This is a genomic window from Paraburkholderia phymatum (assembly GCF_040965635.1).
Classification (GTDB): Bacteria; Pseudomonadota; Gammaproteobacteria; order Burkholderiales; family Burkholderiaceae; genus Paraburkholderia; species Paraburkholderia phymatum_B.
The window spans coordinates 1-23,358 of record NZ_JBFRCH010000060.1; the positions used below are offsets into that span (position 1 = coordinate 1).

At 63.2% G+C, this 23,358-nt stretch carries 20 protein-coding genes; 7 read left to right on the forward strand and 13 right to left on the reverse strand.

The annotated features are described in order from the left end of the window. From AB4Y32_RS39065 to AB4Y32_RS39080, 4 genes are all read left to right on the forward strand, one after another. A partial coding sequence (locus AB4Y32_RS39065; RefSeq protein ID WP_368726373.1) for a 4'-phosphopantetheinyl transferase superfamily protein occupies positions 1–701 on the forward strand: 701 nt, incomplete at its 5' end. A 797-nt stretch (positions 702–1,498) separates the two neighbouring features. Beyond that, the gene (locus AB4Y32_RS39070) at positions 1,499–2,392 is read left to right on the forward strand and encodes a LysR family transcriptional regulator (protein ID WP_368726390.1); all 894 of its coding nucleotides are present in this window, start codon (positions 1,499–1,501) and stop codon (positions 2,390–2,392) included. Positions 2,393–2,486: 94 nt separating this feature from the next. Then, the gene (locus AB4Y32_RS39075) at positions 2,487–4,451 is read left to right on the forward strand and encodes an aconitase family protein (RefSeq protein WP_368726374.1); all 1,965 of its coding nucleotides are present in this window, start codon (positions 2,487–2,489) and stop codon (positions 4,449–4,451) included. 42 nt (positions 4,452–4,493) lie between these two features. Continuing rightward, positions 4,494–5,936 (forward strand): MFS transporter, encoded by a 1,443-nt coding sequence (locus AB4Y32_RS39080; RefSeq protein ID WP_368726375.1) that lies wholly within the window; start codon positions 4,494–4,496, stop codon positions 5,934–5,936. 15 nt (positions 5,937–5,951) lie between these two features. Here the strand turns inward: AB4Y32_RS39080 and AB4Y32_RS39085 are convergent, their stop codons facing one another. Continuing rightward, a complete protein-coding gene (locus AB4Y32_RS39085; protein ID WP_368726376.1) occupies positions 5,952–6,857 on the reverse strand; it encodes a LysR family transcriptional regulator in 906 nt (301 codons plus the stop codon). A gap of 101 nt (positions 6,858–6,958) precedes the next feature. Here AB4Y32_RS39085 and AB4Y32_RS39090 point away from each other — a divergent pair, with 101 nt between their 5' ends. After that, complete coding sequence (locus AB4Y32_RS39090) at positions 6,959–10,561, forward strand: indolepyruvate ferredoxin oxidoreductase family protein (protein ID WP_368726377.1); 3,603 nt, start codon at positions 6,959–6,961, stop codon at positions 10,559–10,561. Between the two features lie 99 nt (positions 10,562–10,660). Here AB4Y32_RS39090 and AB4Y32_RS39095 read toward each other — a convergent pair whose 3' ends face one another. Continuing rightward, complete coding sequence (locus AB4Y32_RS39095) at positions 10,661–11,137, reverse strand: RidA family protein (protein WP_368726391.1); 477 nt, start codon at positions 11,135–11,137, stop codon at positions 10,661–10,663. A gap of 239 nt (positions 11,138–11,376) precedes the next feature. Here AB4Y32_RS39095 and AB4Y32_RS39100 point away from each other — a divergent pair, with 239 nt between their 5' ends. Next, positions 11,377–12,942 (forward strand): methyl-accepting chemotaxis protein, encoded by a 1,566-nt coding sequence (locus AB4Y32_RS39100; protein ID WP_368726378.1) that lies wholly within the window; start codon positions 11,377–11,379, stop codon positions 12,940–12,942. A 33-nt stretch (positions 12,943–12,975) separates the two neighbouring features. Here the strand turns inward: AB4Y32_RS39100 and AB4Y32_RS39105 are convergent, their stop codons facing one another. The 11 genes from AB4Y32_RS39105 to AB4Y32_RS39155 all read right to left on the reverse strand — a co-directional run bounded on the left by AB4Y32_RS39105 (position 12,976) and on the right by AB4Y32_RS39155 (position 23,043). Then, positions 12,976–13,683, reverse strand: coding sequence for a GntR family transcriptional regulator (locus AB4Y32_RS39105; protein ID WP_368726379.1), 708 nt, complete (start codon positions 13,681–13,683; stop codon positions 12,976–12,978). Between the two features lie 8 nt (positions 13,684–13,691). After that, on the reverse strand, positions 13,692–14,789 hold the full coding sequence (locus AB4Y32_RS39110; protein WP_368726380.1) for an ABC transporter ATP-binding protein: 1,098 nt from the start codon (positions 14,787–14,789) through the stop codon (positions 13,692–13,694). 28 nt (positions 14,790–14,817) lie between these two features. Beyond that, a complete protein-coding gene (locus AB4Y32_RS39115) occupies positions 14,818–15,612 on the reverse strand; it encodes an ABC transporter permease (protein ID WP_368726381.1) in 795 nt (264 codons plus the stop codon). Position 15,613: 1 nt separating this feature from the next. Then, positions 15,614–16,498, reverse strand: a complete 885-nt coding sequence (locus tag AB4Y32_RS39120; protein ID WP_368726382.1) for an ABC transporter permease — start codon at positions 16,496–16,498, stop codon at positions 15,614–15,616. Positions 16,499–16,571: 73 nt separating this feature from the next. Further along, positions 16,572–17,603 carry an ABC transporter substrate-binding protein gene (locus tag AB4Y32_RS39125; protein WP_368726383.1) on the reverse strand — a complete coding sequence of 344 codons (1,032 nt, stop codon included), beginning with the start codon at positions 17,601–17,603 and terminating at the stop codon, positions 16,572–16,574. Positions 17,604–17,677: 74 nt separating this feature from the next. Further along, positions 17,678–17,992: an NIPSNAP family protein gene (locus AB4Y32_RS39130; RefSeq protein ID WP_087738299.1), complete on the reverse strand. Its 315-nt coding sequence runs from the start codon at positions 17,990–17,992 to the stop codon at positions 17,678–17,680. A 27-nt stretch (positions 17,993–18,019) separates the two neighbouring features. Then, positions 18,020–19,492, reverse strand: a complete 1,473-nt coding sequence (locus AB4Y32_RS39135) for an aldehyde dehydrogenase (protein ID WP_368726384.1) — start codon at positions 19,490–19,492, stop codon at positions 18,020–18,022. A gap of 33 nt (positions 19,493–19,525) precedes the next feature. Next, entirely contained in the window at positions 19,526–20,569 is a 1,044-nt protein-coding gene (locus AB4Y32_RS39140; protein WP_368726385.1) for an LLM class flavin-dependent oxidoreductase, read from the reverse strand. Between the two features lie 15 nt (positions 20,570–20,584). Further along, the gene (locus AB4Y32_RS39145; protein WP_368726386.1) at positions 20,585–21,577 is read right to left on the reverse strand and encodes a flavin reductase; all 993 of its coding nucleotides are present in this window, start codon (positions 21,575–21,577) and stop codon (positions 20,585–20,587) included. Next, positions 21,570–22,466, reverse strand: coding sequence for an alpha/beta fold hydrolase (locus AB4Y32_RS39150; protein ID WP_368726387.1), 897 nt, complete (start codon positions 22,464–22,466; stop codon positions 21,570–21,572). Before AB4Y32_RS39150 ends, AB4Y32_RS39145 begins: the two co-directional genes overlap by 8 nt. Continuing rightward, positions 22,456–23,043, reverse strand: coding sequence for an amino acid synthesis family protein (locus AB4Y32_RS39155; RefSeq protein ID WP_368726388.1), 588 nt, complete (start codon positions 23,041–23,043; stop codon positions 22,456–22,458). Before AB4Y32_RS39155 ends, AB4Y32_RS39150 begins: the two co-directional genes overlap by 11 nt. 108 nt (positions 23,044–23,151) lie before the next feature. On the opposite strand from AB4Y32_RS39155, the gene AB4Y32_RS39160 reads away from it, so the two are divergent. Continuing rightward, the coding region (locus AB4Y32_RS39160; RefSeq protein ID WP_368726389.1) for a hypothetical protein at positions 23,152–23,358 on the forward strand (207 nt) is incomplete at its 3' end.

The following is a 23,358-nucleotide window of genomic DNA, read 5'->3' on the forward strand; positions in this document are numbered from 1 at the left end:
AGCCTGTCATCGGACAGGCATGTTCGTCTCTCGGCCACACGCTTTCGCAGGACGAGCGACAGCACGCACGAGCGTACAGGCATGAACGCGACCGCATTAACTTTGTCGCCCGACGGGGCATGCTCCGCTGGCTGATCGGCGTCTATCTGCGCAGCAGACCCGAATCGCTGCGCTTCGACGTGACCAGGCTCGGCAAGCCCACGTTGCAGTGGCCACGCGGTACGAGGCTCGCATTCAATGTTTCCCATACCGACGGGGTCGCTCTGCTTGCTTTTGCGTTGAATTGCCGAATCGGCATCGACGTCGAGCGACGGATTGGCGGCATCGACTTTGTGAACGTCGGACGCGGAATCTTTTCTCCAGTAGAAGAACGCGTGCTTGCGGCGGCACGACCCGATTCGGCCACGGCCTTCCTTAGCCTCTGGACACGAAAAGAAGCTCTGCTCAAGGCACTCGGCAGCGGCCTTCTGGTCGAGCCAACTTCCTATACGACAGAAGATGCTCCTGCACTCGGCGAGGGCCGCTGGCACGCATCGAAAAAAGGCACACGCATTGCGGGCTGGACGTGCCTGGACCTGGGCCTCGGACCAGAAGTCCAGGGCGCTTTGGCCGTGTCGCTCGATGACGCACGCGTCACACTTTGTCGTTGCTCGCCTTCGACCTGGGCGAACAAATACTCACTCGCGGCAATGCTGCCTTGACGGTTCGTTGCTAGCGCGAGCGCTTCATGCACTCCTTTTGAAACCAGTCTGCTTTCAGTTATCTAACACTGCGCAAATATCGAATTTCTAATTCAACGCTTCATGAACGGGAGTTAAAACCGCTACAAAACACACGCGAAAATTGCATGAGGTTTGTCGCCTTTTCCTCGCGATCTGGCACAAGAAAAATAATTTGACGGAGGCCTACGGTTTCAGAAATCGGTGCCGATAAGAGCGCTCATAAGTCCCCTGCAGACGAGGCTCCCCATGTCATTCGCATTTGATCTGATCGCCCACCCCACGCCCCGATTGAAGCGTACTGTCGTTATCCTGGCTGGCTGCGCGGGCGTACTTGCCAGCCTGTCGATTTGGAGCCGTGTGCCCGCCGATGCACTCGCCGACGCCGACAGAGAAGTCGCACATTACGGCCCCGTGCTAACAGGCTCCGCGTGCGCGGTCGAAGGCGCCGTATCGAGGGACGCTCGCGGTACGTTCCTCATGTGCTGGAAACAGGTCTGGAGCAAGCCGTAGCCGATTCCCATATCGCCGCAGCGTCCTGTTGGAAGGCAAAAAATGACGAATGAAAGACCTGTAGCGATCGCCGCTTCGTAACCGACATAAGCACTAGCGGCTGAACAGCAGCCGCCTGCGATCGCAAACGCACGGCTGCTACAATTGCCGCTGTCGGGCTGTCGATGCACCCGGGTGTGGAAACGGGCGTTGCGCAAAAAACGCTGACGCACTGCTTCGATGTGCCCGTACGACAAGCCATCAAACTCGACAAGGACTCTGGCGGCGTGCGAATCGATCCATACAGCCTGGAGCTGTTCATCTCCGTCGTGCAGGAGGGCTCCATTGCTCGCGCGGCAGGCCGCAATCACATCGCCCCTTCGGCGCTCAGCCGGCGCATCGCGGATCTCGAAACCGCGATGGGCCTTACGTTGCTGATCCGCTCCCCGTCGGGAGTCGAACTGACGGAGGCGGGCCGTCACGCCTTCGCGCGCGCCGTGTCACTGCATGATCAGTTGCAATCGCTGGCACGCGAGGTACAGTCGCTCAGCGGCCAGGTCGCCGGCGTGGTGCGGCTGTATGCGAACGCATCGGCGATCGTCGGCTTCCTCCCCGAGCGGCTGAAAGCGTTTCAGGCCCGATACCCGCTTGTTCAGATCGCATTGACGGAACAGATCAGCGATGAGGTGATCCGCGCGTGCGTCGACGACCGCGCCGACGTCGGCATCTGCGCGAGCGGCAAGATTCCGGGCGGCCTCGATTCGTGGCACTTCGCCGATGATCCGCTGATGGTCGTGCTGCCGCTCGATCATGAACTTGCCGCGCTCGATGCGCCGACTTTCAGCGATGTCATCCGCTTTCCACTCGTCGCGCTTCAGGCAGGCGGCTCGCTGGACCAGATCATCAACGAGCGCGCCGACGCCATTCGCACGCCGCTCAAGCTGGCCGTGACGGTCAACAGTTTCGACGCACAGTGCCGGATGGTCGAAGCAGGACTCGGCATCGGCATCGTGCCGACGAGTGCCGCGTCCGCGTTCGCCGGATCGCACGGCTTCGTGCGCCGCCCGCTCGACGAGCCGTGGGCGGCCCGTCGCAGCCTGCGGGTTCATGCGCTCAGGAAGTCTTCGCGTCTGAAGGCCGTGCAGGCATTGATCGACTCGCTGACACACGTCGAGGGTTAACGAGGACATCGCGGTTTGCGATGCCCCCTTTGCTCATCGAGCACTTCTTGCCCGTTCGCGCCGCCGTCTAGATTTCCGTTCAAGGAGAAATCGGATGGCGAAACTGGATTTGACGGGCCGGATATTGTTTCTTTGCCAGGACCCGGAACGAGTCGAGCGGCAACTCGACGGCCTCGATCTAAACGAGGCGGCAGCGGGCACGCTGAGAGACGACGTCTCGACCGACGAGATCACGCCGATGAGCGTGCTCACCCGCTTCGACGAGCGTCTCGGGCGCTTCCCCTATCTCGGTTTTCGCACGGGAGGACGCAATCCCATCGGCGCCGACGCGATCCGCAACGGCGGTTTCTGCGTGACAGTCGCGGGCAACCGGTACGGCAAAGGATCGTCGCGCGAGCATAGTCCGCTCGCGGAATATCGCGCGGGCATCCGGCTCGTGATCGCGAAGAGCTTCGAACGGATCTATCGTCAGAACGCGGACAACCTCGGACTTTTCACGTCGACCGATTTTGGGCTGATCGAGCGCATCCGGCGCGGCGAGCCGATCGACATCGAGGAACTCGTTGCATCACGCGACGCGCTATCGGCGGCGATTCTCAGAAGCGGCGGCTTGCTGCGCTATGGCGCGGAAAACATGCGGCATATCGCGGTCGCAGATCGTGCCGTCAATGACGAGCCGCGCACGCTCGCGCAGAAAATCATCGAGCGTCACGCGCTGCGCACAGACGGAACGGGCGCGTCGCTCGCGCCCGGCTCGGGCATTTTCGTGCGCGCAGACTGGCGTTTCATCCACGAGTACTACACCGGCATGGCGACACACATGCTGCATGCGACGTTCGGCAAGCCGTTGTCGCTGCATCAGCTGGAGACCATTCTTGCCTTCGAAGACCACCTCTCGTATTCGCACAAGAGCGAGCTTCATATCAGAAACGGTCTGCTGCCTGACATCGACGAACTGTCCGCGGCGCACAGGCAATTCGCTCGGGATCACGGGCTGAAGAATCACGGCTATCTCAGCGAGCTCGATGGGCGCTCAAGCGAAGGCTCCGAAGGCATCTCGCACGCGATGATGGCCGAGCGCTACGCGCTGCCCGGCCAGCTGGTCGTCGGCACGGATTCGCACACGCCGCATAGCGGCGCGCTCGGGTGCGTGGCGTTCGGCGTCGGCACGACCGACATGGCGAATGCGTTCGTCACGGGCGCGGTACGCATGACCGTGCCGCACTCGCTGCGTATCGATTTCAACGGCTTCATTCCAGCCGGCGTCACGGCGAAGGATCTCGTGCTGCATCTGCTCGCCGACCCGAGAATTCGCGCGGGAGCGGGCGTCGGAAAAGTGTTCGAGTTCGCGGGCTCCGCGATCGCGCAACTGACGACGGATGAACGCACGACGCTGACGAACATGACGGCCGAACTCGGCGGCTTGACCGGCATCGTCGCGCCCGATGAAGAAACCGTACGTTTTCTCAAGGCGCGTCGCGGACTCGACTTCGTGATCGAACCGTGGATGCGCAGCGATGCGGGCGCAAGTTACACCGAGGTGATCGAGATCGACTGTGCGGGCATCACGCCGATGCTCGCCTCACCCGGCGATCCGGGCAACGGCGTCGCGCTGCGCGATCTCGCGGAACGCCCGCGCGTCGATATCGCTTATGGCGGCTCGTGCACCGCTGGCAAGCGCGAAGACTTCGACCACTATCACGAAGTCCTCGCATGGGCCGCTGCGCGTGGCCTGCGCGTCCCGTCGAGCGTAAAGCTGTATCTTCAGTTCGGCACGTCGGACGTCAGGGACTACTGCGTGCAACGTGGCTACATCGAGGCATTCGAGCAAGCCGGCGCCATCCTTCTGCAACCGTCATGCGGGGCCTGCGCCAATTGCGGTCCGGGCGCTTCCGTGGATGCGAGCCAGGTCACGATCAGCGCGATCAACCGCAATTTTCCGGGCCGCTCGGGTCCGGGCCAGGTCTGGCTCGCGAGTCCGCCGACCGTGGTGGCGAGCGCGCTTGCAGGCCATATCGCTTCGTTCGATGAATTGAAGGCACGCGCGCAGCGGGCCTGACGTTCGCTCGCAAGACATACAACTACGATACTGGAGACAAACATGGCCATGCTGGAGGGCGCGTCACAACTGCGCGCCGCAGATCATCCCGCGCTAGGCGAAACAGCTTCCGCCGTCGACACCGGCGCAATTTCCGCACGTCTGGACAGGCTGCCTGCAACACGTGCCGTCTGGAAGCTGATCGTGCTGCTCAGCCTCGGCTTCTTCTTCGAGCTATACGATCTTCTCTTTACCGGCTACGTCGCGCCGGGCCTCGTCAAGAGCGGCATTCTCACGTCGACGACGTCAGGCCTGTTCGGCACATCGGGCGTCGCGAGCTTCATCGCCGCGCTCTTTTGCGGACTGTTTCTCGGCACCGTCGCATGCGGCTTTCTTGCCGACCGTTTCGGCCGCCGGGCGATCTTCACGTGGTCTTTGTTGTGGTACGTGGCGGCCAACACCGTGATGGCCTTCCAGGACACCGCGAGTGGCCTGAATTTCTGGCGCTTCGTTTCGGGCATGGGCATCGGCGTCGAGCTGGTGACGATCGGCACTTACATGTCCGAGCTTGCTCCAAAGCATCTGCGCGGCAGGGCTTTCGCCATATGTCAGACACTCGGCTTCTCGGCCGTGCCCGTCGTCGCGTTTCTTTCCTATCTGCTTGTACCGAATGCGCCTTTCGGCGTCGATGGCTGGCGATGGGTCGTGTTGCTCGGTGGTATCAGCGCGCTATTTATCTGGTACTTCCGGCGCAACCTGCCGGAAAGTCCGCGCTGGCTGGCAAACAAAGGACGAGTTCGCGAAGCCGACGAGGTGCTCTCCCGTCTCGAAGCAAAAGTCGCGAGCGAATGTGGACAGCCGCTGCCCGAACCGGGACCATCCGACCCCGTGCCCCGCAAGGCAGGCTTCGCGGATATGTGGAAACCACCCTACCGCAAGCGCACGGTGATGCTCATCGTCTTCCACATCTTCCAGACGGTCGGCTTCTATGGTTTTGCGAACTGGGTGCCGACGCTGCTCGTCAAGCAAGGCATCACGGTTACGTCGAGCCTGCTGTACACGACGGTCATCGGCCTTGCGGCGCCGCTCGGGCCGCTGCTCGGGTACTGGATCGCGGACCGCTTCGAGCGCAAGCATGTGATCGTCTGCATGGCTGCGCTGAATATCGTCAGCGGCCTGCTGTTCAGCCAGGTCGCGTCGGCGGTCGCGATCGTGACGCTCGGTGTTTTGCTGACATTGGCGGGCAACATCATCTCGCTCACCTATCACACGTATCAGCAGGAACTCTATCCGACTGCGATCCGCGCACGCGCAGTGGGCTTCGTCTATTCGTGGAGCCGACTCTCGGCCGTATTCAGTTCTTTCGTTATCGCGTTCACGCTGAAGGAATTCGGCGTGACAGGGGTGTTCGTTTTCATCGCGGGCGCGATGACGCTCGTCATCGTCGCGATCGGCCTGATGGGTCCGCGAACGCTCGGCAAATCGCTCGAGAGCATTTCACACTGAGCGGCGCGTCGCCGTTCATCCGCCGCATGCGTGGATCAGAAACTGCTGTAGCGCAGTCGCTGGTCCACTCAATCGCGCACCCTTCGGCCAGATCATGCCCGCATCCATTTGCGGAACGGCGTCCAGAATCGGACGTGCCTCGATACGCTTGCCCTCCAGCGACCACGGTCGGAAAACCATATCCGAGAGGACGGTCACGCCGAAGCCGTGGGCAACCAGCCCGCGAAGCGCTTCCATCGAACTCGTGCGAAACGCGATATTCGGCTCGATGCGTTTCTTCTTCCAGTAGCGCAGCGTCGATTGCTCGCCTTCGTCGACCGTGATGAGGATGTACGGATGCGCCGCAATGTCCTTCAGCGACGGCGCATCGAGTTGCGCGAGCGGGTGCGTCGGCGCGACCCATAGCTGCCGCCGCGAGCGGATCAGTACCTGCTTGCCAAAGCGGTTGAGGTTCTCGACATTCGAAAGCAGCACCACGCCGATCTCGATGTCGCCGGCGAGTACCGCACTTTCGATATCCGCTCGCTCCATGTCACGCAGATCGAACTCGATGAACGGATAGGTCGCGCGAAAACGCGCGAGCAGTTCGGGCAGAAAGTAGCCCAGCACGGTATACGACGCGGCGATCCGCACGGTGCCCCGCATGTCGTGTGAACGGAACGGTGGCTTGTGGATCGCATCGCGCGCCGCGTCCAGCACGCGCCGCGCGTGGTTGTAAAAGTCCTGGCCATCCGGTGTGAGCGCGACGCCCTGCGGCAGCCGCTCGAACAGGCGCGTGCCAAGACCGCTCTCCAGCGCGAGAACAGCATTGGTAATCGCCGATTGCGACACGTGCTCGTTGGCAGCCGCCATCGAGAACTGGCCCGTTTGCGCCGCCGCCACGAAGTAGCGCAATTGCCGGAGTGTGAGATCGAACGCCATCTGATTTTCGGATACCGGAATTGTCTATTTGTGATTTTACGATAGCAATCCGGCTTTCTATACTCGACGGAAAAATCACGATTCCGCCGGAGACAGCCCCCATGAATGCGCCCGATCTAGCCGCTACGTCCGACCAATCCGACCTGGCGATCGAAACACCCGCCGCGCCTGTGACGCTCGACGACAAGTACACGCTTGAAAAAGGCCGCGTATATATCAGCGGCACGCAGGCGCTCGTGCGTCTTCCGATGCTGCAGAAGGCTCGCGACCTCAAAGCGGGCCTGAACACGGCCGGCTTCATTTCGGGCTATCGCGGCTCGCCTCTCGGCGCGCTCGATCAGTCGCTGTGGAAAGCGAAAAAGCATCTGCAGGCAAACGACATCGTCTTTCAGCCCGGCGTCAACGAGGACCTGGCCGCGACGTCCGTATGGGGCACGCAGCAGATCAACCTGTGGCCGGGCGCGACGCGCGACGGCGTGTTCGGCATGTGGTATGGCAAGGGTCCGGGCGTCGACCGCACGGGCGATGTGTTCAAGCACGCGAACTCCGCAGGCTGCGACGCGCGCGGCGGCGTGCTCGTGCTGGCAGGCGACGACCACGCCGCGAAATCGTCATCCGTTGCACACCAATCCGAACATGCGTTCATCGCGGCGGGCATTCCCGTGCTCTATCCGGCGAACGTGCAGGAATATCTGGACTACGGCCTGCACGGATGGGCGATGAGCCGCTACTCGGGCCTATGGGTCGCAATGAAGTGCGTGACGGATGTGATCGAATCCACCGCGTCGATCGATCTCGATCCGGAACGCGTCGAGATCGTCACGCCGACCGACTACACGATGCCTGCTGGCGGCCTCAACATCCGATGGCCCGATGCGCCGCTCGCGCAGGAAGCCCGGCTGCTGGACGAGAAGTGGTATGCCGCCCTCGCCTACGTGCGCGCGAACAAGCTGAACCGCGTGGTCATCGATTCGCCGAAGCCGCGCTTTGGCATCATCACGGCGGGCAAGGCCTATCTCGACGTGCGCCAGGCGCTGAGCGACCTTGGTCTCGATGACGACACGTGTGCGCAGATCGGCTTGCGTCTGTTGAAAGTGGGTTGCGTGTGGCCGCTCGACGCACAGGACGCGCGCGCTTTCGCCACGGGGCTCGAAGAGATACTGGTCGTCGAAGAAAAGCGCCAGATTCTCGAATACGCGCTGAAAGAAGAGCTGTACAACTGGCGCGAGGATGTTCGCCCGAAGATCTACGGCAAGTTCGACGAGCGTGACAACGAAGGCGGCGAATGGTCCGTGCCGCGCGGCGACTGGCTGTTGCCCGCGCATTACGAGCTATCGCCCGCGCTGATCGCGAAAGCCATTGCGCGCCGCCTTGCCCGCGCGTATCTGCCCGATGACGTGCGCGCGCGCATGCTCGCACGCGTTGCGATCATCGAAGCGAAAGAACGCGAAGCCGCGAAGCCCCGCGTGTCCGTCGAGCGAAAGCCGTGGTTCTGCTCGGGCTGCCCGCACAACACGTCCACGAATGTGCCCGAAGGCTCGCGCGCGCTCGCGGGCATCGGTTGCCACTACATGTCGATGTGGATGGACCGCAAGACGGAAACCTTTAGCCAGATGGGCGGCGAAGGCGTGGCGTGGCTCGGGCAGATGCATTTCTCCGGCGACAAGCACGTATTCGTCAATCTCGGCGACGGCACCTACTTCCATTCGGGCCTGCTCGCGATCCGCGCGGCGATCGCGTCGAATGCAAACATCACGTACAAGATCCTCTATAACGATGCCGTCGCGATGACGGGCGGCCAGCCTGTCGACGGCGTGCTCACGGTGCCGCAGATCGCGCATCAGGTCCACGCGGAAGGCGCGAAGCGGATCGTCATCGTCACCGACGAGCCGCAGAAGTATCACTCGGGCGTCGGGCTGCCCACGGGTGTCGACGTTCACCATCGCGATCAGCTGGACTCCGTTCAGCGCACGTTGCGCGACATGCCCGGCACGACCGTGCTGATCTACGACCAGACTTGCGCAACCGAAAAGCGGCGCCGCCGCAAACGCGGCACGTATCCCGATCCGGCGCGCCGTGCGTTCATCAACGATGCCGTCTGCGAAGGCTGCGGCGATTGCTCGGTGCAGTCCAACTGCCTGTCCGTCGAGCCGCTCGACACGCCGCTGGGCACCAAGCGGAAGATCAACCAGTCGTCGTGCAACAAGGACTTTTCGTGCGTGAAGGGCTTTTGTCCGAGCTTCGTGACGGCTGAAGGCGCGCAGCTTCGCAAGCCTCAAGCCGCGCTCGCTGCCGGCACGGGAAGCGGCATGCCCGACTTCGATGCGTTGCCGCTGCCATCGTTGCCCGCGCTCGCGAGGCCGTATGGCATTCTCGTGACGGGCGTAGGCGGAACGGGCGTCGTGACGATTGGCGGATTGATCGGCATGGCGGCGCATATCGAACGCAAGGGCGTCACCGTGCTCGATATGGCGGGACTCGCGCAAAAAGGCGGCGCTGTTCTCAGCCATGTGCAGGTCGCGTCCGCGCCCCAAGCGCTGCACGCGACGCGCATTGCAACAGGCGAAGCGCGGCTCGTGATCGGTTGCGACGCGATCGTTTCGGCTTCGAACGATGTGCTGTCTCGCACGCAGCATGGTGTGACGTTCGCCGCGATCAACAGCGGCGCGACGCCGACAGCGGACGTCATCAAGAACCCGAAGTGGACCTTCCCCGGAACACAAACCGAAGCGGAACTACGCGAGAGCATGGGAGACGGCTGCGCGTTCATCGATGCGAACGCACTTGCGCTCACGCTGCTCGGCGACACGATCTACAGCAATCCGCTGCTGCTCGGCTTTGCGTGGCAGAAAGGCTGGCTGCCGCTGGAACTGACGAGTCTCGTACGTGCGATCGAACTCAATGGAGTTTCGGTCGAGAAGAACCGACAGGCGTTCAACTGGGGACGCTATGTCGCGCATCACGGCGCTGCCGCCGTTCAGGCGATGATCAAGCCGGCTGTCGCGCTTCAGCGAATCGTCGTGCAGATGCCCGAATCGCTCGACACGCTGATCTCCGTGCGAGAAGCGTTGTTGACCGCCTATCAGAACGAAGCGTACGCGCGAAGCTATCGCCGCGTGATCGACAGGATTCGGGCAAAGGAAACGGAGATCGCCGGCAACTCGAAACTGCCGCTTACGCGAGCGGTCGCCGTGAACCTCGCGAAGCTCATGGCGTACAAGGACGAATACGAAGTCGCTCGTCTTTACGCCGATCCCGCTTATATGGAGAAACTGCGTCAGCAGTTCGACGGTGTACCGGGACGCGACTACAAGCTGAGCTTCTATCTTGCTCCGCCTTTGCTCGCGAAGCGCGATGAGCACGGCCATTTGCAGAAGAAGCGATTCGGCCCATGGGTACTGCCCGTCTTTCGCGTGCTCGCACGGATGAAGGGACTTCGCGGCACGGCGCTCGATGTGTTCGGACGAACCGCTGAGCGGCGCGGTGAGCGTCAGCTGATCGCCGAATACATCGCGCTCGTCGATGAGTTCTGCGCGACGCTCGATGCCAGGCGTCTTCCTGTGGCGCTGCAACTGGCCAACCTGCCCGATGACATACGCGGGTTCGGTCACGTCAAGGAGCGCAATGTCCGCGCAGCGGCGAACAAGAAGGAGCGTTTGCTGCGCGAATACCTGATGCAGGAACAATCGACCGCATACGCATGACGGGTATATGTCCGGATGCAAGGACGCGAGAGAACAAAGCGGCCCCCGTCGGGCCGCTTTAGCGCAGTCCACCTCGTGCGAGCGGCTCTGTCGAACTGGCTACGCGGGCCGCACGCTGAAAATAAAATCCACTTCCACCGACGCGCCTTTCGGCAATTGCAACACGCCAACCGACGTGCGAGTGTGTATGCCGGCATCGCCGAGCACCGCATACAAGACGTCGGATGCGCCATCGGCGACTTCGCTTTGCATCGTGAAGTCCGGCGCGCTTCGCACGAAAACGGTGATGCGCGGCACCGCCAATATGGCGTCGAGCGTTCCGCAACTCTTCTTGATGAGAGACAGCGCGCGGAGCGTCGAAGTCCCTGCTGCACGACGCGCGTCGTCCAGCGATACGGATTCGCCCACCACGCCGACGAAGCGCACCACGTCCCCCACTCGCGGAATCTGGCCAGCAATGTAGGCCGCGTTCCCGTCGATCAAAACAGGCGTGTACTTTCCGCCTTTCTTGAGTTCCTCGTCCGGATCGAATCCGAATTCGGCCGCGACCTGTCGCAGCTTGTCGTCTCTCGTCATGGCATCACCGACGCTGTCGAAAGCGTAAGGATAGTTGAGCGCTTTGAATTTGTCCCACACGACGTGTGTCGCAATCCGCCATATCCGCGTCGCCTGAACGCAAAACCTTCGCATCCGAGCGGTCGTTAATTCGTTCGCAACCCAGGATCGCCACGCGTTGCGAGACGACATCCGTGTTTCGTGATCCGGAAATCACATCCGCCAATGGCCGCGCCCGGCCGCCGGCCAAGGGACCTCTCGTGCGAAAACAACTGACTATCCGCGGCGGACTCGTCGCGACAATCGCCGGCTATACCGTGCTGCTCGTGCTGGTGGTCGGTGCGTGCATCGCTGGCCTCTATGTGGGCAATGCTTCGCTGGAGGCAATGTACCGCGACGACACCGCTTCGCTGCTGCACCTGAAGACAAGCTCCGAGCGCATGCTCGTCCTGCGCGAGCGCCTGAGCGACGTCGCGCGGATCATCAGTGCCGGCCAGCCCGCCAAGGAGGAGATCGCGCAAGTCCACGCGCTTCTCACGCAGAGCAACGACGAACTGGCGGCCTACTCGCGCCTGCACCAGCGCGCCGCCGACGAGCAATCCCTTTTTGACACGCTCCAGCACAATCGCCAGGCCTTGCTCGACCAGGTCTTCCTGAAGGCGCTGTCCCAACTCGACCACGACGATGCGTTCAATTTCCTGAGCACGCAGCGTGACGCGCCGCCCGCGCTGTTCGCCGCATACCAGAGCGCGATCGGCGCGCTCGAAGCGTTCCAGGTCGCACGCGAAAAGGCCCGCTACGACGCGGCCGCCGCGCGTTTCCACCAGGTCGTCTGGGCGATGGGCGCCGTGGCCGCGTTCGCGCTCGTCGTCGGCTTCTTCGCGCAGCGCGCGCTTGCGAAGGCGATCGTCGAGCCAATCAATCTGGCCGTCGATCACTTCGAGAAGATCGCGAAAGGCGACCTGACAGGCACGGTCGTCATTTCCCGCAAAAACGAAATGGCCTGGCTGCTGAACGCACTCGCGCAGATGCAGGCGGGCCTCGTCGATACCGTGAAGCAGGTGCGCGCGAGCACGGAAACGATCGTCGGCGACGTCCGCGCGATTGCGAGCGGCAACGTCGACCTGTCGGCGCGCACCGAGCAGCAAGCCGTGTCGCTACAGCAGGCAGCGGCGAGCGTGGAGCAACTGACGGCGGCCGTGCGCCAGAATGCGGACAACGCTCGCGATGCACGCACCTACGTCGAGGGCGCCGCCGACATCGCGTCGCGTGGCGGCGAGGCGATGCAGCGCGTCGTCCAAACGATGTCCGCGATCACCGAAAGCTCCGCGCGGATTTCGGGCATCGTCGGCGTCATCGAGAGCATTGCGTTCCAGACGAACATCCTCGCGTTGAACGCGGCCGTCGAAGCCGCGCGCGCAGGCGAGCAGGGACGCGGCTTCGCGGTCGTCGCGACCGAGGTTCGCGGACTCGCGCAGCGCTGCGCGTCGGCCGCGAGGGAAATCAAGGAGCTGATCGGCGATTCGGCGCGACGCGTCGACGACGGCAGCGGCCTCGTCGCGCTGGCGGGCTCGACGATGGGCGAACTCGTCGGCGCGGTCGAGCGCGTCAACACGATCATGAGCGAAATCAGCATCGCGTCCGATGAGCAGTCTTCGGGCATCGAGCAGGTGAACACCACGGTCACGCAAATGGAGCAGACGATGCAGCGCAATGCCGCGCTCGTCGAGGAGGCGGCGGCCGTGGCGCTCTCGCTCGAAGAACAGAGCGCGCGGCTCAACGATGCGGTGGCGCAGTTCAGGCTTCGCGAAGAGGCGTTCGCCTGACGCTGTGCGGCCAACGCGGCTTCCCGCTGTGGTTTATCCCGCTTGCCTCCATGACGCTTTTTCCTGCCCCTCGTGTAGCAAATGACGCGCGATCTCGGCCACTCTTTCGACGTGCGCAATCGCGGCCTCGCGTGCCTCCATCGGCTTGCGCGCGCGAATGGCCGCGAGCATCCGGCGCATTTCCTGGACCGCCTGGCGCCCGCGATCGTCGGATGCGATCGTCAATGCTCTTAGCCGGTTGATACGCGCGGTCAGCGACTGCACGATATCCCACGCTACCGCCTTCTTCCCACCCGTGAACATGCGCTCGTAGAACGCCGTCGTGAATGCGCGCACAGCTTGATGATCTTGCGTATCGAACGCGTGCTGGATCTTGTCGATGCAAGCCGCCAACTCCGCAAGCGTGCTTTCGTCGGCGTGCCGTGCACAGGCCATCGCGGCCTCGCCCTCCAGTAACGCGCGTATTTCGTAGATCTCCGCTGCGGTATCGAGATCGAGTATCGCGACAATCGGCCCCTGGTTCGGAATCGAATCCACCAGACCTTCCGTCTCCAGGTGGCGCAATACTTCGCGCACTACCGTCCTGCTCACGCCGAGTTCCTCGCATAGCGCACGCTCGACGAGCCGCTCGCCCGGATGAAAATGCGCATCGAGAATCGCGGTGCGCATCTTCTCCAGCGCGAGTTCGCGCAACGTCGTCGTGCGGCGTTCGACTCTCAGCGAAGGCAGCGCGTCACTCATCGCAATCGTCAAGCCTGAGCAAACAGACGCACATCGCGTGCATCCCAGTCGACGAGCGCCTGTGTGCCGATCGCGAGGCCGCTGTCATGGCGATGCGCCGCCGGCATGCGAATCGAAATCTCCTGCTGCCACGGGGTCGCAACGGCGTAATGCATCGCATCGCCGAGATACGTGATGTCGCGCACGGTGACGGGCAGACCCGCCGCGCTTGCCGCGCTACGCGTTTCATGCAGCGAGCGAATGCGCATCTGCTCGGGGCGAATCATCAGCGTGCCATCGTCGCCCGGCGTCAGCGCGGGATTGAACGCACCCGACGCCACTTCGTGGCCATTCGGAAACACGCCGTTCATTACGCCATCCGTGTTCGACTTCATGCGCACCGGCAGGAAATTCGAATTGCCGATAAAGCTCGCGACGAAGCGCGACGCAGGGTTCGCATACAGTTCTTCGCCCGTGCCGACCTGCTCGATGCGCCCCTTGTTGAACACGGCGATGCGATCCGACAGGCGCAGCGCCTCTTCCTGATCGTGCGTCACATAGAGAATCGTGACACCCGTCTCCTGATGGATGCGGCGCAGTTCGAGCTGGATTTCCTCGCGCAGCTTCTTGTCGAGCGCGGAAAGCGGCTCGTCCATCAACAGCACGGGCGGATCGTAGGCGAGCGCGCGCGCAATCGCGACGCGCTGCTGCTGTCCGCCCGACAGTTGCGCGGGCATCCGGTCGCGGCACTCGGACAGATGCACGAGCGCGAGCATCTTGTCGACTTTCGCCTTCACCTCGGCATCGGGACGGCGGCGCACGCGCAGCGGAAACGCGACGTTCTCGCCGACGGTCAGATGCGGAAACAGCGTATAGCGCTGAAACACCATGCCGATATTGCGTTTGTTCGGCGCGACGGAAAGCAGCGGCTTGCCATCGAGCAGCACGCGCCCTTCGCTCGGCTCCTGAAAGCCCGCGACGATATAGAGCGTCGTGCTCTTGCCCGAGCCCGACGGCCCGAGAAAGGTCATGAACTCGCCCTTGCGCACATCGAGCGACACCTGATCGATGGCAACGACATCGTCGTATGTTTTGCGCAGGCGCTGGATTTGCAGGAATGCAGTCATGTCTGGTTCACCTCGCGGTTTACATCGATTAGCGCGCGCGGCGCAGCAAAGCGCCCGCCAGCATCAAAACAGTCGTCAGGCCGACGAGTAACGAAGACGCCGCCGCGACGACGGGCGTCAAGTCTTGTCGCAGCGTCGCCCAGATACGCACGGGCAGCGTCTGCAGTGTCGGGCTCGCCATGAAGATCGACACCACCACTTCGTCCCACGACGCAAGAAAAGAGAAGATCGCAGCAGCGAAGAGCCCGAGCCGGATCGCGGGCAGCGTGACGCGCAGCTTCACTTCGAGCGGCGACGCACCGCACACCATCGCGGCGTCTTCGAGCGCCGTGTCGAAGCTCGCGAGTGAGTTGCTGATCGAGATGATCGAGAACGGCAACGCGATGATCAGATGGCCGATCACGAAGCCCGTCATCGTGCCGTTCAGCCCGATACGCAGGAAGAACGCATACAGCGCGACGGCGAGCACGACGACGGGCAGCACCATCGGCGTGAGAAAGAACGCCTGCACCGCGTTGCGTCCGCGAAACTTGCCGCGCACGAGTGCAAGCGACGCGAGAAAGCCGATCAGCACCGACAGCACCGTGACGATCACCGCGAGCTTCGCGCTCGTCAGCAGCGAGTCGAGCCAGCCTGCATCGGTGAACAGCTGGCGATACCACTCCAGCGTCCAGCCCGGCGGCGGAAAGATGAGCCACTGCGAATCGCCGAACGACAGCGCGACGATGAACAGTATCGGCAGCAGAAGAAAGAGCGCGACGGCCGCGCCAACGGCGAGCAGCACCCAGCGCAGCGAGCCCAGACGATCGAAATCGAGCAGCATCTCAGCGTCCTCCAATGCTTGCGCGCGCACCGCTCGTAAAGCGCAGTTGCAACGCGTAGAGCGCAAGCGTCACGGCGAGCAGCACGAATGCGGCAGCGCCAGCAAGGCCCCAGTTCAGCAGTTCCTGCACGAGCTGCGCGACGAGTTCGGCGAGCATCATGTACGACGGGCCGCCGAGCAGCGCAGGCGTGACGAAGTAACCGAGCGCCATCACGAACACCATCAGCGCGCCCGACGCGACGCCCGGCATCGCGAGCGGCACCAGCACGCGCCAGAACGCCTGCCAGCGGCTCGCGCCGCAGATCGCGGCCGCGCGCAACGTCGAAGCGTCGATGCTGCGCAACGTCGCGTGCAGCGGCATCACGAGGAACGGCAGCATGATGTACGTCATGCCGACCGTCACGCCGACGAGGTTGTTCACGAGCGTCAGCGGCTCGCTGATGATGCCGAGCGCCATCAGCATGCGGTTGATCGGTCCCGTCTGCTGCAGCAGCACCATCCATGCGAACGTCCGCGCGAGCAGGTTGGTCCACATCGACAGCAGCAGGATCGCGAACAAAAACGAACTCAGCTTGCGCGGCGCAATGGCGAGCAGCCACGCAGTCGGAAAGCCGATCGCGAGCGTCACGACCGTCACGACTGTCGCCACCAGGAAGGTATTGCCGAATACGCGCAGATAGGTCGTCGAGCCGAGCAGTTGCTCGTAGTTGTGCAGACCCGGCGTCGGCTCGATCACGCTGCGCAACAGCAGCGACAGCACCGGCAGCAGAAAGAAGATCACGAGCAGCAACAGCGCGGGCACGAGCAGGCGAATGCTGCGCCAGTCGCGCCGCCGGCGCGTGGCCGTCGCGGGCGGATGCGCGACGGTACTCAGAACATTAGGCATGGTGTCTCCCATCCACTCCGATGACTATGCGGCGCTCATGTCGACGCTTATGTCGACGCTCAGGCAAGCGCGCTTATTTCGACTGCCACGCATACCAGCGCTTCGCGATGGCGTCGCGGTTCTCGGCCCAGTACTTCATGTCGAGATTGATCTGCGAGCTCTTGTACTGATCAGGCAGCGTCTTCGCGATCGCGGGCGACATCAGCGCGGCCGATTTGACGTTGATCGGTGCATAGCCCGTATCGGTTGCGAACTTCGCCTGGGCCTGCGGGCTCGTCGCGGCGGCGAGGTACTTCATCGCCTCGGCCTTGTGCTTTGCGCCCTTCGGGATCACGAGCATGTCGGCGGCCGTCAGGTTCTGGTTCCATGAAATGCCCACAGGCACGCCCGTCTGTTCGAGCGCATGCAGGCGTCCGTTCCAGAACATGCCGATGGGCGCCTCGCCCGATGCGAGCAGTTGCTGCGATTGCGCGCCGCCGCTCCACCAGACGATCTGGCTCTTGATCGTGTCGAGCTTCTTGAACGCGCGGTCGAGATCGAGCGGATAGAGCTTGTTCGGCGGCACGCCATCGGCGAGCAGCGCGATTTCGAGCACGCCGGGCGCCGACCATTTGTAAAGCGTGCGCTTGCCGGGAAATTTGTTCGTATCGAACAGGTCGGCCCACGTCGACGGCTGCGCGCCCGCGTATTTCGCCTTGTTGTAGCCGAGCACGAACGAGTAGTAGAAGCTGCCCACTGCGGCCTGCGTCGCGAAACGCGGGTCGAGATCGTCCTTCTTCACGACGGAATAGTCGATCGGCTCGATCAGCCCTGCCTGCTGCGCGGCGTACGCGAAGTCGCCTTCGACGTCGACGACATCCCAGTTCACGTTGCCGCTGTCGACCATCGCTTTCAGCTTGCCGTAGTCGGTCGGGCCGTCCATCAGCACGTTGATGCCGGTCGCCTGCGTGAACGGCTGCGCCCAGTTCTTCTGTTGCGAAGATTGCGTAGTGCCGCCCCAACTCGTGAAAACGATCGGGTCCGCGGCGAGGACGGGCGCGGACACCAGCGTCGCCGCGCAGAGCGCGACCAGCGGCGCGATAAAGGAAGTGCTTCTGCTGCTCATGTCTGTCTCCATGGAATACGTTTTGTATCGGGGCAACGTGTACGGCGGCCAGCCGGACGCTCTCTCTCAGGTTCTCAGGTCAGCGGCGAGAAACGAGCCGGCTTCATGATCTTGTTTTCCATCTCTTCCATCAGCGCCTGAATCTTCGGCGCAAAGGCCTGCCATGCACGGTCTTCGGCGAGCGCGGCGCGGCGGCGCTCGCGTTCGTCGAGGCTCGGATAGGCCCAGATATGCACGATTTGATTCAACGGACCCACCTCCGAAAAGAAATAGCCGACCAGTTGACCCAGATACCGCTTCTGCAACTCGATGCCCTCCTCCTCGACGAGCTTCAGATAGGCGGGCACGGCGCCCGTCTTGATGCGGTACGTGCGGATTTCGTAGAACATGCGGGCTCCTGTGCGAGCGTTGACGGGTTAGCGCATCACGAACGGATCGGCGATCGGTTCATCCGATGTGCGAATCCAGACGGATTTCGTGCGCGTGTAGTCGAGCACCGCTTCGAGTCCGCCTTCGCGTCCGAGGCCGCTCAAGCCGTAGCCGCCGAACGGCACGATCGGCGACACCGCGCGATACGTGTTGACCCACACGATGCCCGCGCGCAACGCACGCGTCAGACGATGCGCGCGCGTCAGATCGCGCGTGAATACGCCGGAGGCGAGGCCATAGCGCGTGTCGTTGGCGAGCGCAATCGCGTCGGCTTCCGTGTCGAATGTGACGACACTGAGCACCGGCCCGAACAGTTCTTCCATCACGCTCGGCACTTGCGCATTCGGACAATCGACGATGGTCGGCATGAAGTAGTTGCCCTTGCCGACGCCATCAGGCCGCTTGCCGCCCGTGACGATGCGCCCGCCCGCTTCGACGCTCGCGCGCAGTACGCGCTCGATGTGTTCGAGTTGACGGCGCGTCGCGAGCGGTCCCATTTCGGTCGCCATGTCCTGCGGATTGCCGATGCGAACGGCCTGCGCCTTTGCGACAAGACGCTCGACAAGCGCATCGTGAAGGCCGCGCTGCACGACGAGACGCGAGCCCGCGACACAGCTTTGCCCCGTCGCCGCGAAGATGCCCGCGACGACGGCGTTGCATGTGCTGTCGAGGTCGGCATCGTCAAAGACCAGCACGGGCGACTTGCCGCCCAGTTCCAGCGACATCGCCGCGAGGTTCTCCGCCGAATTGCGCACGACATGGCGCGCCGTTTCGGGGCCGCCTGTGAAAGCGATCTTCGACACCAGCGGATGACTCGTCAGCGTGCGGCCGCAATCGTTGCCGAAGCCCGTCACGATGTTGACGACGCCCTTCGGAAAACCTGCCTCATGCACGAGCCGTGCGAATTCGAGCAGCGGCGCGGGACCGTCTTCGGATGCCTTGAGGACGATCGTGCAACCGGCCGCGAGTGCGGGCCCGACCTTGACCGCCGAGAGAAAGAGCTGCGAATTCCACGGCACGATGCCCGCGACGACGCCGACGGGCTCGCGGCGCAACGTCACTTCCATATCGGGCTTGTCGACGGGCAGCCACGCGCCCTGGATCTTGTCGGCGACGCCCGCGTAATAGCGGTAGTACTCGGCGACATAGCCGATCTGCGCGCTCGTCTCGCGAATGATCTTGCCCGTGTCCTGCGTTTCGAGTTCCGCGAGACGCGGCGCATGTTGCGCGACGAGATCGGCGAGTTTGTACAGCAGCTTGCCGCGCGCGCTCGCCGTCAGATTCGCCCACGCCGGGTCGTTCAGCGCGCGATGCGAGGCGCGCACCGCGCGGTCGACATCTTCGGCGCTCGCGGCAGGCATGCGCGCCCACACGTCGCCCGTCGATGGATCGACACTGTCGAAATGCTCGCGCGCATCTTCGAATGCACCGTCGATGTATTGCTGGAACCGCTGGACCATGTCAGCCACTCCGTTGAATGTTGAGGCTTCGTGTCAGCTTGCGGCGAATGCCGGCATCACGTCGGAGATGAACAGCTCCAGTGACTTGCGCTTGCGCTCGAAGCTCATGTGACTGTCGAGCCAGAAGCTGTACTGGTCGTAGCCCAGCTCCTCATAGCCCTTGAGCCGCGCGATTACCTGCTTCGGTTCGCCGATCACGAGGTTCTTGCGGATCGATTCGGGCGAGTATTGCGGGAACATCTCGACGTCGGCATCCGTCAGCGGCTCGATGAAGCCCTGCGTGACGGGGCGCTCGTTCTTGAACCATTTGCTGAAGTAGCGATAGAAGCGCGCGAGGTCCTCGACGGCCGCATCCACTTCCGAGGCATTCGCGCCGACGAATGTGTGCATCAGCATCATCACCTGCGGACGCGGCACGTCAGGATGCGCGGCGCACGCGGCGTTGAAGCGCTCCATCAGGCTCACGACTTCGGCATCGCCGGAAGCCAGCGACGTCACCTGCACGTTGCAGCCGTTCGCGACCGCGAACGCATGCGAGTTCGGATCGCGCGCGGCGAGCCACATCGGCGGATGAGGCTGCTGGATAGGACGCGGCACGGGCGTCGATTTGGGCCACGACCAGAACTCGCCTTCGTGCGCGTAGTCGCCCTCGAAGAGCTTGCGCAGCGCGGGCACCAGTTCGCGCATGCGAGCACCGGCGCTCATCGCATCGAGACCGGGAAGCAGGCGCTCGTATTCGAAGTTATAAGCACCGCGCGCGATGCCGAGATCGAGCCGCCCATTGCTCGCGACGTCGACCATGCCCGCTTCGCCCGCGAGCGCAACCGGATGCCAGAACGGCGCGATGACCGTGCCCGTACCCAGACGAATGCGCTCCGTCTTTGCGGCGAGATACGACAGATTGACGAACGGGTTCGGCGCGATCGTGAACTCCATCGCGTGATGCTCGCCGATCCATGCCGTCTCGAACCCGCCGCGCTCGGCGATCTGCACGAGCTCGGTCATCTGGTCGAACAGCTCGCGATGCGACGTCGTGTCGTCGTATCGCTCCATGTGCAGAAACAACGAAAATTTCATGATGTCTGTTCTCTCTTAGTGAGCAAGTGCAAGCGTCTGCACCGTGCCGGCTTCCGTATCGCCGACATAGATGCCGAATGCGTCTTCGCTGCGTTCGCGCACGTAGCGTTCGAGCATCGAGCGCACGGCTTCGTCGCGCAATTCATCCCACGGAATCCGCGACAACGGGACGATGCGGATCGAGCTATCGATCCACGCAGCGCCGCTGTCGATCACACGGCCGCGATAATAGACTTGTACACTCGGCGTTTGTCCGCTGCCCGATTCGAATACGGCAAAAATGAAGTCGAGATGCGCGTCGAGACCGAGCTTCGCGAGCACGCCGCGCAGACTCGCCTGATCGCTCGCCGGTTCGAGCTTGATGCCTGCCGGCAACTGCAATCCCTTCGGCGTATCGAGCAGCACGAGTCCGTCGCGATGTTCGAGAATCGCGCCCACTTGCGCGCGCGAACCGGCAGCCGCCAACGCATCCTGCGACAGGCTGAAGTTCACATACGCGCCCCGGCAATAGCCGAGCGGCGACGAACTGGTATGAACAAAATCGACGACACGTCCGATCAATATGATGTGATCGCCGGCATCGACAACTTCATGCGTCGTGCAGTCGAAACTCGCGGCCGCATCGTCCATCACGGGCGCGCCCGTCGTGCGCGCGTGCCACGCGACTTGCTCGAACTTGTCGGCGGCCTTGGATGCGAACACGCCGGACACTGCTTTCTGATCTTCGGCAAGCACGCTGACTGCGAAGCGGCGCGTCTGCGAAAACACCGCGTAGCTCGATGCCGTCTTCGCGATGCACACGAGAATCAACGGCGGATCGAGCGACACCGACGTGAACGAATTCGCCGTGAAGCCGCGTGGCGAACCGTCCGGCTGGATCGTCGTGACGACCGTCACGCCCGTCACGAATGCGCCGAGCGCGCGGCGAAAATCGGCGATGTCGAAAGCCTGTTCCGCGATTTCCCCGGTGGTCGGCGCATTGGTGGGCTCATTGGTCCGCTCAGTCATGGCGTTCTCCAGGAATCGTTCGATGCTTCGGGTTGAAAGCTCGCGCCGGGTTCGCCGCCGATGCTTCCGCGAGAAACGCGAGCAGCTTTTCGTTCACGCGCGCCGGATCGGTGACGTTCATCATGTGGCGCTCGTTCGCGATGATCTCCGCGCGGCCGAACGGCGCTGCCGCCGCCATCGCAAGCGACATCGACGGGCTCGAGTTCGGATCGCATTCGCCTGTGAGAAAGAGCGAGGGCACGGCGAGACTCGCGAGGCGGCCGACGTGCGCATCGTCCGAACTGGCAAAGAGCCGATAGGTGCGCGCATAGCCGACGGGATCGACGGACAGCAGCAGCTCGCGCACGGCCTGCGCCGCCTGCGTCAGATGAACGGGAATCGGATCGCCGAACCAGCGCGACAGCGTTGCGTCGACACCTGCATCGGCGGGCGCGTCGTTCAGCGTCGCGGCGCGCGTCATGACGGCTTCGCGCTGCGCGGGCGTGCGGTCGTACACCGCGTTCAGCGCCACGACGCTCAGCGTGCGCTGCGGATGCGTCAGCGCGAATTCGAGCGCGACGAGCGCACCCATCGAATGCCCGACGATATGCGCGCGCCCGATTCGCATCGTGTCGAGCAGCGCTTCGAGTTGCGCCGCGTATTCATCGAGCGTCGGCGCGGGCGTCGGCAGCGCGCTGTCGCCATGACCGAGCATGTCGTACACGACGACCTGAAACGACGCCGTCAACGCGTCGATCTGCGGCGCCCATACGCTCCGGTTCATGCCCACGCCGTGGATCAGCACGACCGTCTCGCCACCTTCGTCGGAGCGCGGCGCATAGACGCTATAGCACGTGCCCGCGGTCTCGCCGTGCGACACCGCCCGCTCGGGCGCCAGGTCAGCCTTCATTGGATTCGAGTTCCTTCAGATCCTGGTAACGGTCGCCGATACGGTGATGCGGACGGCCTCCAATCGATGCGCCCAGTGCGATCACGAGTTCATCGGGCGCGGGCGCATCGACGATCGAAAACTGCACGGTCAGATAGTGCGAGCGCATGCCTTCGTCGTGCTTGTGCATCAGCGGAATCGAGATCGGGCAATTCGGGCCGCCGCGCAGATTCGTGAAGCTCAGATAGCTCTTCGCGCCGACGGCCTTGCGATAGTGGTTGCCGAAACGCAGCGTGTGAATCAGCGCGGACGCGTGCTCGATCTCGCCCGACGTGCCGACGATGGCCGCCTTGCCGTAGCCTTCGATCGCGTCGCCGGAACCCGCGACGCGCAGCATTTCCGCCGTCAGCATTTCGCCGAGCTGCGGCGCGAGCGCGTGAATCTCCGGCTTCAGATCTTCGACGAAGCCGCGCCCCGCCCACGGATTGCGCAGCACGGCCGCCGCGCCGAACAGTTTCAACGGCCGGGCCGCTTCCTTGCCGCCTTCGATAAAGGTCTCTTCGATGTAAGTGACCAGCTTGCGCACTTCCAGCTTCATATCGTTCTCTCCTGAGTGGGCCCGAGGCCGTGATCTGTGGTTCGTTGAGATTATGGTATGCCATCTTATGGACTACACCAGTGCGAAAGTATTATGGAATACCATGATATGAGTCGTGTGATTGCAGGCATGATTTTCGGCGCGTGGATTGCGGGCGTGGGTTGCGGGCGTGGGTTGCGGGCGTGGGTTGCGGGCGTGGTGCGGGCGGGAGTTCGGGGGGCGGCGGTTCGGCGGTTCGGCGGTTCGGCGGGCGGCGGTTCGGCGGTTCGGCGGTTCGGCGGTTCGGCGGTTCGGCGGTTCGGCGGTTCGGCGGTT